The organism is Ignavigranum ruoffiae, assembly GCF_900110675.1.
Taxonomy (GTDB): domain Bacteria; phylum Bacillota; class Bacilli; order Lactobacillales; family Aerococcaceae; genus Ignavigranum; species Ignavigranum ruoffiae.
Genome location: NZ_FOEN01000002.1, coordinates 153310 through 166901 on the forward strand (window position 1 = coordinate 153310; position 13592 = coordinate 166901).

General features: G+C 41.7%; 13 protein-coding genes. 1 reads left to right on the forward strand and 12 read right to left on the reverse strand.

Annotation, left to right across the window (positions count from 1 at the left end):
• Positions 1 to 25: 25 nt before the first annotated feature.
• The 9 genes from BMX34_RS02855 to BMX34_RS02895 form a co-directional block, all read right to left on the reverse strand.
• Positions 26 to 289: a barstar family protein gene (locus BMX34_RS02855; RefSeq protein ID WP_092570582.1), complete on the reverse strand. Its 264-nt coding sequence runs from the start codon at positions 287 to 289 to the stop codon at positions 26 to 28.
• Between the two features lie 9 nt (positions 290 to 298).
• A complete protein-coding gene (locus tag BMX34_RS02860) occupies positions 299 to 748 on the reverse strand; it encodes a ribonuclease domain-containing protein (RefSeq protein WP_092570584.1) in 450 nt (149 codons plus the stop codon).
• Between the two features lie 104 nt (positions 749 to 852).
• Positions 853 to 2124: an ABC transporter substrate-binding protein gene (locus BMX34_RS02865; protein ID WP_092570586.1), complete on the reverse strand. Its 1272-nt coding sequence runs from the start codon at positions 2122 to 2124 to the stop codon at positions 853 to 855.
• Positions 2125 to 2158: 34 nt separating this feature from the next.
• Positions 2159 to 2986 carry a carbohydrate ABC transporter permease gene (locus BMX34_RS02870; RefSeq protein ID WP_092570588.1) on the reverse strand — a complete coding sequence of 276 codons (828 nt, stop codon included), beginning with the start codon at positions 2984 to 2986 and terminating at the stop codon, positions 2159 to 2161.
• Position 2987: 1 nt separating this feature from the next.
• Positions 2988 to 3887 carry a carbohydrate ABC transporter permease gene (locus BMX34_RS02875; RefSeq protein WP_092570590.1) on the reverse strand — a complete coding sequence of 300 codons (900 nt, stop codon included), beginning with the start codon at positions 3885 to 3887 and terminating at the stop codon, positions 2988 to 2990.
• A complete protein-coding gene (locus BMX34_RS02880; protein ID WP_092570592.1) occupies positions 3871 to 4917 on the reverse strand; it encodes an ABC transporter ATP-binding protein in 1047 nt (348 codons plus the stop codon). The genes BMX34_RS02875 and BMX34_RS02880 overlap by 17 nt, the downstream gene beginning before the upstream one ends.
• Positions 4918 to 5366: 449 nt before the next feature.
• On the reverse strand, positions 5367 to 6962 hold the full coding sequence (locus tag BMX34_RS02885) for a bifunctional metallophosphatase/5'-nucleotidase (RefSeq protein ID WP_092570595.1): 1596 nt from the start codon (positions 6960 to 6962) through the stop codon (positions 5367 to 5369).
• A complete protein-coding gene (locus tag BMX34_RS02890; protein ID WP_092570597.1) occupies positions 6959 to 8299 on the reverse strand; it encodes an MBL fold metallo-hydrolase in 1341 nt (446 codons plus the stop codon). Before BMX34_RS02890 ends, BMX34_RS02885 begins: the two co-directional genes overlap by 4 nt.
• Positions 8300 to 8456: 157 nt before the next feature.
• A complete protein-coding gene (locus tag BMX34_RS02895) occupies positions 8457 to 9548 on the reverse strand; it encodes a LysM peptidoglycan-binding domain-containing protein (RefSeq protein WP_092570599.1) in 1092 nt (363 codons plus the stop codon).
• A gap of 381 nt (positions 9549 to 9929) precedes the next feature.
• Between BMX34_RS02895 and BMX34_RS02900 the strand changes: the two genes are divergently transcribed.
• The gene (locus tag BMX34_RS02900) at positions 9930 to 10229 is read left to right on the forward strand and encodes an ArsR/SmtB family transcription factor (RefSeq protein WP_092570601.1); all 300 of its coding nucleotides are present in this window, start codon (positions 9930 to 9932) and stop codon (positions 10227 to 10229) included.
• Positions 10230 to 10352: 123 nt separating this feature from the next.
• On the opposite strand, the gene BMX34_RS02905 is transcribed toward BMX34_RS02900, so the two are convergent.
• From BMX34_RS02905 to BMX34_RS02915, 3 genes are all read right to left on the reverse strand, one after another.
• Positions 10353 to 12146, reverse strand: coding sequence for a serine hydrolase (locus BMX34_RS02905; protein ID WP_092570604.1), 1794 nt, complete (start codon positions 12144 to 12146; stop codon positions 10353 to 10355).
• A 24-nt stretch (positions 12147 to 12170) separates the two neighbouring features.
• Positions 12171 to 12926: a hypothetical protein gene (locus BMX34_RS02910; protein ID WP_092570606.1), complete on the reverse strand. Its 756-nt coding sequence runs from the start codon at positions 12924 to 12926 to the stop codon at positions 12171 to 12173.
• Positions 12927 to 13093: 167 nt separating this feature from the next.
• Positions 13094 to 13591 carry a GNAT family N-acetyltransferase gene (locus tag BMX34_RS02915; RefSeq protein ID WP_092570608.1) on the reverse strand — a complete coding sequence of 166 codons (498 nt, stop codon included), beginning with the start codon at positions 13589 to 13591 and terminating at the stop codon, positions 13094 to 13096.
• Position 13592: the final 1 nt, after the last annotated feature.

Here is a 13592-nt window from a genome sequence, read left to right on the forward strand (position 1 = left end):
ATCTCGCTAGTTGCTAGCTAACTGCTTACCAATACATCACAACTTCGTCGTTGTCTTCAAAGTTCAAATCGCCAAAGAGATCTAACAAATCACGACCATAATCACCTAGATTATCTAAACAGTAGCGCGCATTAATAAAGGTAATCTGTAAATCAGGCAAATCTAAGAGGACATCCCATAAAGCATCTAAATTATGACCTGTATAATCAGGCAACTGTAACGTCTCAATCAAATATTCATAGGTCGCTTCTCGACTGGTCATCATTTGCCCATCAATAATATAATCCATAGTTTCCTCCTAATATAATTGTTCAAAGGTCTGATAATGATCAGGGGTGTAATAAATCAACCCATCATTGGAATAAATCAAGCGTTCAGGCCCACGATGGTCGGTATAACCTGATTGAAGGTCAGCCTCGTAATACTGTCGGCCTTGTGCTTTGGGTAGTTTGCCTTCACGATTACCGAAACGATTGCCACCTACCACAAATTCTTTGTCTTGAGGAGTCCAGCCGCGGTTCTCTGCCTCCTGTTTACTAATATAATTATCAGGTAAACGTTGATACTGATGAATATAAGCGGCCACTTCTTCTTTACTATAATAATAGCCATCCTCTTGAATTTGACTGGCTTGCTCGGTCACCCCTTGCGAAGCCTCTTGAACCGGTGAATTCGTATTGGTAAAGAACCAGACCAAACCCGCTAGACAGATTAACAATAGACTGGTTAGTGTTTTTTTACTTTCCATAGTTAATTCCTTTCATTTTTTAATTATCATAACAGAAAGTCTGCATTAAAAATACCTTGCCGGTTAAAGCAAGGTAAATTATTTGTTGCTGGCAGAATCTTTCATTAAAGTCCTAAGTGGCCTTTGACTAAATCTTCAATGCTTTGCAAGCTTTCTTTCACATCGGCATCATTTAAGACAATATCTTCGATGACTGTATTTAATTCATTAAAGACTTCACCAGAACCTACATATGGAACTTGTGATTGACCGTATTCTAATTCTTTGGTCGCTGCTTCTACATAAGGGTTTTCTTCTAAATATTTCTTCCAAATTTCAGAATCTGTACCCGATTTGGTAATTGGTAAATAGCCTGATTTGGTGGCCCAAGTAGCTGTATTATCGGCCTCTAAAAGATAAGCCATAAAAGCCACAGCACCAGCTTTCTCTTCATCAGTGGCTGATTCGAAGATCCCTAAATCATTCCCGGCAAATAAAGTTAAAGCTTCACCCTCACCGTAAACTGGGATTTCAGCCGTTTCTAAGGTCATTCCAGATTCTTCAACCCCTGGTAATACATAAGGGATTCCGGCAGAAGAACCGATATAAAGAGCAGACTCACCTTGAGAGAATGGACCAGACATATAACCATCTTCGCCAGCAGTCCGAGCATAGCCTTGATCAATTAAATCTTTTAAGAATTGCATAGGTTCCACGGCTTTGTCTGAAGCGATATCGGTTGAAGATAAGTCTTCAGCGATCCAAGTGGCCCCATTTTGACGCGCCATGGTTTCAAGTTCCATGGAGAAGCCATTCTCTAAGCCCATAGCTGGTTTATCTACGCCAGCTTCTTTCAAGGCATCGCCTAAGGCTTTGACTTCATCCCAAGTCTTAGGAACTTCAACGCCCGCTTTATCCAATAAGTCCTTATTGACGAACATCAAACGAACTGATTTAGAGAATGGAATCGCATAAATTTGATCATCCATCTTGACCCCGGCCATGAACCCTGGGTAAATATCATCCATTAAGGCTTGGCTAAAACCATTCTCATCGGTAAGTAAATCATCGAGTGGAGTTAGAATCCCTTCTCCAGCGTAATCGGTAATATTTGAAGGGGTTAATTGAGACATGGTCGGTAATTCATTCGAAACAACAGCGCCAAGGACTTTTTGATTTAAAGTATCATATTCACCTTGGTTTTGTTCGACAACTTCATATTGATCTTGAGACTCGTTAAATTGTTTAACTAATTCAGTGATGGCTTCTTGATGCGGACCATTCATCGCATGCCAGAAAGTCACTTTCACTTTTTCTTGAGCGGATACAGACGTTAAGCTAAATAAGCTCGCCACCGCTAAGACAAAAACAGCCAGTAGATTGATAATTTTTTTCATGGAAAATTTTCCCTCCTGAGATTTTTCTGAAACTTTAACCTTTAATACCAGCGCGCGAAATTCCTTGGACAATATACTTCTGCAACAACAAATAGATGACTACCATGGGCACAATGACCAGGGTTGAAGCAGCCATTAACAATTCGAAGTTAGTACCTGCTTCCGTGGTAAAGGCTTGCAGTCCCACGGGTAAAGTCCGTAAAGATTTATCATTCGTGACAATCAATGGCCACATGAATGAATTCCAAGAACCAATCACCTTTAGAATCATTACCGCCATCAAGGTTGACTTAGACAAGGGCACCATGACTTCCCAGAGGAAGCGCCAGTCCGATGACCCATCAACTTTGGCTGCATAATAAAGAGCATCTGGGATCGATTCGAAGGATTGTTTCAGGGTGAAGACCGAGAATACTGAGGCAAGCCAAGGAATAATTAGCGCCCCATAAGTATTAATCAAGTTCAATTTCGATAAAGTGACGAAATTAGGGATAGTCATTAGCTCACCAGGGACCATCATCGTTGATAATAAGAGAATAAATAAGACATTCTTGCCCCAAAATTTCATCTTGGCAAAGGCAAAAGCCGCTAAAATACTGGTAAATAATTCGCCCACAGTGGTAATTGTAGTCACAAAGAGCGAATTCAAGAAATAACGGGCAAAAGGAGCCGTCTTTAATGCTTTGACATAATTAGAGAATAGCCAAGACTTGGGCAACCAAGTTGGTGGGATTTGAGCCACTTCACCGGGAGATTTCAAGGAAGTTGCTAACATCCAATAAAAAGGAATCACCATCAAAATTCCACCCAAGGTCAGCAAGACATAGCGTAAAATCGTACTCGGTTGTTGTCTGCGATGCATGCTACTCCCCTCCCCGCTTAGCAAAATAACGATTACCATAATACTGAATCAAGGTAATCGCAAGGACGATGGCAAATAATACAATCCCCGAAGCGGCGGCTACCCCGTATTTATTCTGGACATAGAATTTTTGGAAAAGATAATAAACTAAAGTAGTCGCAGAACCCGCTGGCCCCGGCCGACCCGAGAATAAAGCGAAGACTTCATCAAAAACCTTGAATCCATTAATCACGCCCATGACGGATAGTAGGAATAACATGGGCCGTAACAAGGGCAGCGTAATGGTCCAGAAACGTTGCCAAGGCCCAGCTCCGTCAACTTTGGCCGCTTTGTAATAGCTGTCATCAATATTAGACAGGCCGACCAATAATAAGAGGATATTAAAGCCCAAGCCTTTCCAAATTGCCATCAAAATAACGGCAATCATGGCATAGTCAGGAGAATTGAGCCAATTGATTGCTGGTAGCCCCAGACTGGTCAAGGCATAATTTATTAAACCAAAGCGTGAGTGATACAACCAAGACCAAACCACAGAAATAGCCACGGTCGAAGTAACAAAGGGAATGAAATAAAGTGAACGAAAAAAACTCTGTAATCTTTTGATACTATAGAGCAAATTGGCAATTAAAAGAGAAATCACTAACGAAGCAGGAACAACGCCGAGAACATAGAGCGCCGAATTCTTCAAAGCCTGGTAGAATTTCCGATCTTTCAATAGAATCTGATAATTCTTAAAGCCATAAGCGCTGAATTCACCAGTGAAGATTTTAAAATTCTCTTGCAAACTCATCTCAGCCGATTTAAAAATTGGATAAATGGTAAAGATGCCGACTAAAATTAACATCGGTAGAGTGTAGAGGCCAGCTCGCCATGTCGACTTCCAACTAGCTTTCTGGTTCATGGTTAGCCTCCTCAATCCGTCGGCCTTGTTTATCAAAACGCAAGAGATTCTGATCTGCTACCTTGAAGAATAGTTCTTGACCCACTTCGACGGGCGTCGAAGATGTTTGAGACCATACGAAATCCTCACCAGGACCTTGTAAATAGATTGTCACATCTTTACCGACCTGCTCAATCCGACTTACCTGGCCTTTCAGTAAAGCTTCATCTGCAGAAGTCATGATTAAATGCTCAGGCCGTACCCCTAGATATTGCCAAGCATCCTTATCTAAGATCTTATGTTTTAATAAGTTAGGACTCTGAGGTTGGAAGATATTAATCACCGGCGAACCAATAAATTTAGCCACAAAAAGATTTTCCGGTTGGGCATACAAGCTGACTGGGTCAGACATTTGTTGGATTTCACCCTCATTAAGAATCATGACATTATCTGCAATCGACAAGGCTTCTTCTTGGTCATGGGTTACAAAGATGGTCGTAATTCCAGTTTCTTGTTGAATCCGCCGAATCTCGCGGCGCATCTCAATTCTTAACCGTGCATCTAAGTTGGACAAGGGTTCGTCCATCAATAAGACAGATGGTTCTTTGACTAAGGCACGACTAATGGCCACCCGTTGCTGCTGCCCTCCTGATAATTGACTAGGGAATTTATCTAATTGGTCAGCAATTTGTGTGAGTTCTGCCATTTTCTTCGCGCGTTGGACCCGGTCAGCCTTAGGGACTTTGGCAATCTTTAGGGGATACATAATATTATCTAAAACAGTCATATGAGGATAAAGGGCATAATTCTGGAAGACTAGGCCAATATTCCGTTTAACCGGGTCTAAATCCGTCACATCCCGATCATCAAAGAAAATCCGTCCAGAACTGACTTCTAATAAACCCGAAATCAAATAGAGCGTCGTCGACTTGCCACTCCCACTCGGACCCAAGAATGAGGTCAGTGCCCGGTCAGGAAGATTAAAAGAAATATGATTTAATACCGTTTTATCTCCAAAACGTAAAGAGACATCGTCAAAGCGGACTTGCACGTTCTCACCTCATCATAAGATAGTTACATCTTAAATATAGCAAATAATCAGCCATTGTAATGTAAAGTTTATGTAAAGGTTGGCCATGGCTTAGACTTAAAGCTTGCTAATATGAGCTCTTACCGACAATTATTAAATTTATTAATCATCATATAAGCTATGGGAAAATAATTAACAGAAAGTAAAAAAAGTCCTATCTAGCTAAAAGGCTCATCAAATTATGATTGACCGCTTAGCAAGTAGAACTGAAAAATATTAAGAGAACAAAATTTGCCCAATAATCAAGTGCTCAGGATTCATAGTCGAATAGTTTTCAAGAAGAAATAAAATTGGCTGAACCCGGATTTTAAAAATACTAGGATCGCATAAAACAGAGACAAATAGCTTAAATATTCAAATGAACCTAAACATATTGTCTCCACGAAACCGTCTCCCCTTACCAGCGAAAGCTACTCGTCCAAACTTAGAGGGTCTTTGGCTAAGGAATAGGGTTCAACGAAGTCCATATGGCGATAATTTTGATTAATGGCTTGCCAATCACTGGCAGAGTAATTTTCCAAGGCTTGGTGGATTAATTTGGCAATATCTATCTCGGACAGGGATAAGACTTTGTCTTTACTAAACCAATGATAGTTGCCGCCACCCACTGACCGGTATTGGGTCACAGCGACCGTATAAACTTGATCCATCTTTATGGCTTGGCCAGTAGCTTCATCGGTCATTTCTAGCACGCGTTGGCCGATTGGCTGTTTTAAATCGACTAAACAATGGAAACCTGAATAAAGGTCGTAATTATAATGTTGAGGTTTTGGTTCTAATTTACGAGGGTTAACCCGCAACTCTCCTCGTGAATTGAAAGAGAAATATTTCAAATTAAATTCCATAATTTCTTTTAAATCTTGACCAGTCAAAGCCACCTTAGCAATCAAGTTATAGAAAGGATAGGAGAGGAGCAACTTCTCATTGGTAATTGGACCAACAAAATCAGCGAAACTATCATTAACGATCGCAATACCAGAGAATTGCGCTCCCGTCTCTTTTAACTGCAATTGATTTAAGAGTTCAGCATAGGGATGGCCGTACAGACGAGCAGCAAAGGCATCTTGAGTTGGCGATTGAATATCGGCGCTACCAATCACATGGTGTAGCCATTGACGTCCTTGCTGATAATCTGGATTTAAGACAGCCATCAGATTGCTATCATCTTCCTTGGCTTTACTAATCGGAATGAGTTGAGCCGACTTATCAATTATTCGATGGTGATCAATGGTCAAATCAATTCGACCGATCCATTCGCCACCAAATCCTGGCTGTACTACGGCAACTTGTCTGACGATCTCGGCAATCTCACGGTGTTGGTGACCCGTCAAGAGCACATCAATTCCCGGAATTTCTTCTAACATCCTGGCTCCTTGGTTTTCACCGGTTTGCGGTTCAATCGGTTGGAAATCAACCAAGTCCTTCTCAAAGCCCCCGTGATAAGCCAGAATCAAGACATCGACTCGGGGTCTAAGTTCGGCTACATATTTTTTGGCGGTGTCAAAGGCATCTGGGAAATCGAGTCCTTGATAATTCTGAGCTAATTCCCAATGTTTGATATAGGAAGTTGTTAAACCAATAATCCCAATCATTTGACCTTGAATTTCAATGATATCGTAAGGTTGACCATAAATAGGTTGACCCGAAATAGCGTCCACGGTATTGGCCGCTAGAATCTTCGCCTTTAATTGTTGTAAAATGTGATCACGATATTGATTACCAAAGTTAAACTCATGATTGCCAATCAATTGATAATCGTAATTCAAATAGTTCATGGCCCGAGCAAACATATCCCCATTTTCTTCAATTTGAGCATAATAGGTGGCTAAGCCAGAACCCTGAATAAAATCACCTAAATCAATGGTTAAATAAGGATGATCACATTTAGCTTGTAATTTTTTTAAGCATACGGCTGTATCTTTGAGCGATAAATTATCGGCATCCGGCCGTTCAATCCATTGTCCATGGGTATCACTAGTAACAAAGAGGGTTAATTCCAAAGTCATGCCATTCCTTCCTTCTGTAGGTCAATCATCGACTTGATTTCTTCTATAGTATACCACTGATGCTTAACCGGCAAGCAAGTGGCTAGACCTTGTTGGTTTAAAGCCTGACCAAATTCCAGCGGATTGAAGCTATGCCAAGGCAAGACTCCCTTGGCTTGAATCAGATAAGCCAGGTTGAGTAAATCACGCTGTTCAGCATGACCAGACACATCCGCTTGATAGAATTTCCAACCGCGTTCCACGATTCCGCGGACAAACGCCTCATAACCGGGCATAAAAAAACCTAAAGGCTCGCCATTCGAATGTAAATAGCTACCTCGAGGCAATTGATCAATAATTTCCAGGAAATCTTGATCCACTTGGATAAGATAGGATCCGGGATCAGAATGAATATCGACTAAACCTGCCTGGTTGAAAGATTTTACTATTAAGTGAGCTGGTAGGAAAGGTTGAATAAAATGATAGAAAGCTTCTTGAACCAGGACTTGCCGCTCACATTGCTGACAAAGTTCGACAAGCTGGATGAAACGCTCTACATTTTGCGGATAACCATTAAAGGTAAAAAGCTGATCAGGATGTTGGGTTAACAAGTTTTTTATCTTTTGTAAGAGCCCTAACTCACTAGGCGCTTGAAGCGGAGTCATTAATTCAGCCAAAGCCAAAGCGACGGGTGTTTGCCGATCGGCAAATTCAGAGAAAGAGGTCCCTTCCAGAAGAAGCAAATCAACCTGCTTCTGCCGGGCCTCTAAAGCCCAAGTCCAAACCCGCTCGGGGTGAAAACCGGTTAGACGCAAATCTCCTGAATGAATCAATTGCCCATCCGAACACTCAATAAAGATTGCTGAAGCCCCCAAAGTATCATGGTCACTCTGCCGATAACGGATTTTAAAAGGGCCAAATTCTAAGGGAACCTCTGCTTCTACTGGTCTTAACTCTAGCTGATAATCTGGTAAAAAGCCATGATTGACTAACTGTTGATACAGCGGCAGCGCCTCCGCCGAAGCATAGACCGATAGCTCAGGACTGACATGCTTCAAAGACCCCAGATGATCAATGTGCAGATGGCTTAAGCAGATAATGGTCTCTTTTTGCCGGGATTGATAAGATTGAATCTGACTCCTTTGCACTTGTTCTTGCGGATAGATTCCATCAACCTTGGGCAACAAGCCAGCCTCGATTAATTCTACGGTCTTGGATAAATCAAGTAAATCTTTAGCCTGGGCACCCACCTGAGCCCCAAAATCAGTAATCACACGATAATCCCCATGTTCAATCAGAATAATATTCCCGCCAATCGTATCTAAGCCAGCCAAAAATTGAATTCGTGTCGCAGTCATTCAGCCACTCCCTTTCCTCTACCCATTGTACGATAGGAGAAAGAAATTTAATAGGAGAAATGAGATAATCTTACACAATCACAAATTTAATAAATACCATGAAACACAAAAACAACGCAGCTTTCGCTGCGTTGCTTCCTAAATTCAAATTCAATGATTAATACCAGCCATTGGCTTGCCAGTAATTATAGGCTCCTGAGATGGATCCGTATGAGCCTACCATGTAGTCATACATCCATGCTAATTGAGTATATGGGTTGGTTGCCCAGTCGCTTCCGTGACTAGCCATTTTATTTCCTGGTAGGGCTTGTGGTAGACCATAAGCTCCTGATGATGGATTAGAAATGGTTGGATTAAAGCCTGATTCATGGTTAATAATAAAGGCCCATTGATCTTTCTCGCTGGCAGAGATACCATAATTTTGGCAGATCAACTCGAAAGCTGAATAGGCATCCATGCCTGCAGTTGGGGCTACTTGTTCTGAGCTTGCTTCAGTTTCTTCCACTGGCGCTTCGGTAACGACTTCAGTTTCCACTGGTGCTTCGGTCACAGGTTCTGTCTCTACTGTTGTTTCTTCTGTGCTTAATTCAGTTTCAACTGATGTCTCGGTAGTGGTCTCCACGATCTCGCTAGTAGTTTCGCTGCTAGCTTCCGTAGTGGCCTCACTCAGACTAGTTTCTTCTGTCCAATCAGACTCAATTGCACTCGTTTCGACTTCAGCAACTTCGGTCGTTGTTGTTTCTTCAGCGACCCATTCTTCAACCGCAGAGGGTTCTAACCATTGTTCAGTTTCTTCAGACGTTTCTGTCCAAAGATTTTCGCCTGCTGTTTCAAAATCAGCGACGACTGGCATCTCTTCAGAGGCAATTTCTTGAGCCTCTGTCACATTTTCAACGGGTGCTCCATTAATGGACGAATACATTTCATCATTGACGGTCAGAGTATGGTTTTGACGGTCAAATGAGATGGTTGATCCAGCGATAATTAAGTCGGGATTTTCGATCTGATTCAATGCCGCTAATTCAAGCACACCCATGTCTAAACTGCTAGCAATTGAAGTTAGGGTGTCGCCCCATTGAACGACATAATCCACTTGATTTTCTTTTGATTGACGGACTGAAGCCATCACTTCTTCTAAGGAACGAGCTACCCAAGAGAATTGAGACAATGAATCATTGGCTTGGGCGACAGCGTGTCCGGACAAGGCCATTGACAAGGTCAAGGCAGTCAAAGTTAGTTTCTTCTTCATATTATGTAAAACTCCTTATAATAAGATCCCTCACGACCCAAAAAGAGGTCGAAAAAGAGGGTTATTTCTAACTACAAGGGATATCGTACCTGAAAAATCGGCCCGAGACAATCAAATCCGATGATTCGTTATCCACTCTTAAATTAACAAGGCATTCTGTTATCTAAGCTACATCTCTGTAATCCAATCGTAATTTTTGTAATTTTGAGCTTTTTGCTAAATTTTCTCTCAATTAAAACTAGCTAAAGCCCATCAAGTCTCCATCATGCTTCAATAAAACCATCTATTCAACTAGCCAGCTATACTTATTATATTATTTGTAATTTTAATATATCGTGGTAAAATATGAAATAAGTCCAATAAAAGAGAAGGAGGCATAAAATGAAAAGTATCGATGTCGAGGCTGCCGAAGTTCTTGAAAAAGTGAGTGTCATCAAAGTCTTAGCTCATCCAATCAGATATTCTATTGCCCTCGCTTTGTATCATAATGGAACCCTGAATGTCGGGGCGATTCAAGATGTCTTGTCTCTTCCACAGTCCACTGTCTCTCAGCACATCAGTAAATTGAGAGAAGCAAGAGTAGTGACTGCGTCACGCGAAGGCACAAAGATCTTCTATGAATTATCTAACCCCATCGCTCCCTCATCACTAATCTCTAATGCCTATAATTTTGCCCAATAAAAGACGGTCGCAGGAGACATCGATTCAATTGATCTATCCTTGACCGTAACCCAAATAAAATCCCCGAGCCAAAATAATTGGTTCGGGGATTTTGTCTGTTTAGCCCAAAATTCTTAATCAGCCTTACTGATCAGCTCGAGTCGTTTCATCAACACTAATCCATAATTTAGAACGAATATCGTTAAATGCCTCATGAACACGAACAGAAAGTTGAGCAACTTGTTCACCAATAATGTCATAATTACCCGGTTCAGCAGTATAAACAGCCAAGGAGTACTCGCCATAAGGCGTGACGAAAGTAGCCACATCATTCTGTTCAGTACCACCTAGCCCTGACTTGTTCCATGACCGCGTGTCACCCCAAATGTAAGTCCGCAAGAAGGTATGGGTATTCATGGTAAACTTGTTAATCAACATCTCATCCCAGGGTTCTCCATTAACTTGATTGTTAGCCAGATAGGCGAAGAAGCGAGCCGCATCGGCGGGTGAAGTAGTAAACCAGGTACTATCCCCCCCATAATATTTCCCTTGGATATAGGTATCATAAAGTCCCATCTGATGAATATGCGGATTAATGACTGGACCGCCACCGACCGTATCAATAATCAGATTCGCTGCCGTATTGTCCGAATAGATTGAAACTAAGTCAACGAGTTCATCAATGGTGAATTGTGAGCCATTGGCATAGCCCTGGATAATTCCAGCTCCGGGCACTTTATCTTCATCATAGAGCGTCACCACGGTTTCTGGGGATAGCTGTCCTGTTTTATACTGATGATAAAGCTCACCCAAGACATAAATCTTCTGGGTCGAAGCTGGGAAGAAAATCTGATTATTATAGGAAGTCTGAGCCATCGTTTCATTATTTATAAAGGAAGCACCTACGCGGGCATTAATCCCATCAACCTCTTCTTGCAAGATCTGATCAATCGTATCTAATAATTCACGCTCACTATAATAGGTCAGGACATAATCTTGATAAGTCGTGTCTTTCTTAATCCAGCCTAAATCTTCATAACCGATATTGACATGGAGCCATTCCCCGTTTAGGGTTTGAGCCTCTTCCACTACTTCCATCGGCATCTCAAAAAAGTTCTCCGTGGTGGTTAATAAGCCAGAACCTTTGCTTCCCGGCGGTGCCGTCATAATCAAAGCATCAGTATTTTTATAGAGAATACTATATTGAACTGGTTTAATAGCTGCATTGGCTGAATATTGTCCTTTAGGCGTTAGATAGATGGTTCGCCATTGAGGTCGTGGCATTAACTTTGCCAGACGTTCACGTTGACTATTCATTTGCTTCGCTTGGGGAATATCGATCACTTGGTCGGTCGCTAGCCCCTGTTGATAATAACGCCAGCCCTCGAAGGGCAAGTCATGCCAGCCGGTATAAGGTTGACCAAATTGAAATAGATAGACCTTCCCCGCTGCCTGATACCAAGCGAACTGATTGATGCTCTCTTCTTTGATTAATTGATAGCGATTGGCCCTTGACTTCAGTGACAGCTTGGCAACATTGGGACTGTAGTAGAACCAAGGTACAACCTCAGGTTCTTCAACAAGCTCGCTCGTTGCTTCTTGATTCACCACTTCTGCGAGCAAGGGCTCATCAGTTCGATGCGAAACCCCTACGTTCAAGTCGCTATCCTTTAGACTTTGAACCAAAATCCGATCCTCGGGATCCAAATTGAATTGTCGTAGAGGAGTAAATTGCGAAAGTTTGGGCCCTTGCTTGGAAGCTAAGGGCTGGTCTAGCGAGAATTTCTCGGAAGAAGTTATATTAAAGATTCCAGCGACTACACTTACAATCAACCATACCACGACCATCAGCATTAAGATGGCGGCCATCAGCCACCAAATTCGATTCTTTCTATTCTTAAGGGCTTGATCTTGAATTGAACCCCATATCTTCTTCACGGCCTAATCTCCTCATCTAAGTCATTAGCGATTTTTAAACAAGCGAACTTCTGCACCGGGATTAATCTTAATTTTCATTTGTTTGACGTAATATTGAAACATTTCTTGCGAGAGTTCCATCTCAGGAATCATCTTTAAATATCTTTGATAAGGAATTTGTTCCCTTAACTCAATTTCATCGGCCTGGTTATGTAAGACATTCTGCATGATGAAGCTCTCATAAGTTTCTTCATTCAATTGCCGACCAGATTGGTTGAAGATATCTTGGGCAATCAATTTAAAGGTAAAATCTTCTAAAGCGCGTTCCGCAAGGATATCTCGCACATCCCCCTCAAATTCAAGTTTCAGTCGATCCCGAGCATACGCCTTTAACGTTCGACCTTCTGCTTGAGCATAAGCCTCGACTTGTTCAATATATTCTTTAACATAGGCCTCTTTTTCTGAGCGGTCCATCACCGTATTGGCCGTTTGTCGGTAGAATTTCAAGATAAAAGGTAAAACTTGTTCGAAATATTGATAGTTTTCTTGATTCTTCTGGTAAGTCTCCATACCGTATTGTTTTAGCTGAGCCAAATTGTCGATGCCAGGTAAATTTAAAGCCGCCACTTTCTCATCAGTTAAGGCGGACCATTCCTGACCCGTCATCTTCGCATATTGTTCTTCGGCATAATCCACCAAAGGCTGCGCCACGGCGTCCCAGGATGGAATCTCAATCGTCAGTAAATCTTCAGGTATTGGAATTTTTTGATAATCAATATAATTGGTCACACTACTCTGCATCAGAACCCTCCTCGTCATCTCTTAATTTTAGCTAAGCCTGTCAGGAATCTCAAGTTCAAAATAATTTTGTTCTTTCTATGCAAAAATAATTTTGTTCTTTCTAAGCTAACTCCTTTTTAGAAAAAATAACCGATAAATTTAAGCTAGCTTAGAAGTTTCTTCAGCCATTATAGTCTCATGATCATCCATTGGTCCATCGTATAATGACTGCCAACCATCTGAGACAAAGGTTGGGTCAAGGATGTAAAGCCCATTTTCTGATAAAAGCATAACGCATCGGTCAATTTTGAAGAGGATTCTAAGTAGAGCTGCTGGTATCCCGCTAAACGGGCTGCCTGACAAATATGGTCGAAGAGCTTGCGACCTAATCCTTGATGCAAAGCCTCTTGTTTGAGATAGAGTTTCTGTAACTCGGCAACGGGAAAGCCCTCTTGAATCTGACCGTAACCGCCACAACCCAAAATTTGCTGACCCTCTGCTAACACGAAAAAGGCAGACCGCTCTTGCTGCTGATAATGCTCAAACAGATGGTCTAATTGTGGATCCGTGTAAGAAGTTCCCGGCAAATCCAAATGATAATGTTCTAGCGATTGACGAATCAGCTGGGCTACAATTTCATTATCCTTTCCTTCAATCGGTCGAATATTTACATCGAAATGCTGCAAG

Excerpts from the sequence above, each read along its gene's own strand:
- BMX34_RS02855 (WP_092570582.1), bottom strand. The coding sequence starts at position 289 with ATGGATTATATTATTGATGGGCAAATGATGACCAGTCGAGAAGCGACC.
- BMX34_RS02860 (WP_092570584.1), bottom strand. The coding sequence starts at position 748 with ATGGAAAGTAAAAAAACACTAACCAGTCTATTGTTAATCTGTCTAGCG.
- BMX34_RS02865 (WP_092570586.1), bottom strand. The coding sequence starts at position 2,124 with ATGAAAAAAATTATCAATCTACTGGCTGTTTTTGTCTTAGCGGTGGCG.
- BMX34_RS02870 (WP_092570588.1), bottom strand. The coding sequence starts at position 2,986 with ATGCATCGCAGACAACAACCGAGTACGATTTTACGCTATGTCTTGCTG.
- BMX34_RS02875 (WP_092570590.1), bottom strand. The coding sequence starts at position 3,887 with ATGAACCAGAAAGCTAGTTGGAAGTCGACATGGCGAGCTGGCCTCTAC.
- BMX34_RS02885 (WP_092570595.1), bottom strand. The coding sequence starts at position 6,962 with ATGACTTTGGAATTAACCCTCTTTGTTACTAGTGATACCCATGGACAA.
- BMX34_RS02890 (WP_092570597.1), bottom strand. The coding sequence starts at position 8,299 with ATGACTGCGACACGAATTCAATTTTTGGCTGGCTTAGATACGATTGGC.
- BMX34_RS02895 (WP_092570599.1), bottom strand. The coding sequence starts at position 9,548 with ATGAAGAAGAAACTAACTTTGACTGCCTTGACCTTGTCAATGGCCTTG.
- BMX34_RS02900 (WP_092570601.1), top strand. The coding sequence starts at position 9,930 with ATGAAAAGTATCGATGTCGAGGCTGCCGAAGTTCTTGAAAAAGTGAGT.
- BMX34_RS02910 (WP_092570606.1), bottom strand. The coding sequence starts at position 12,926 with ATGCAGAGTAGTGTGACCAATTATATTGATTATCAAAAAATTCCAATA.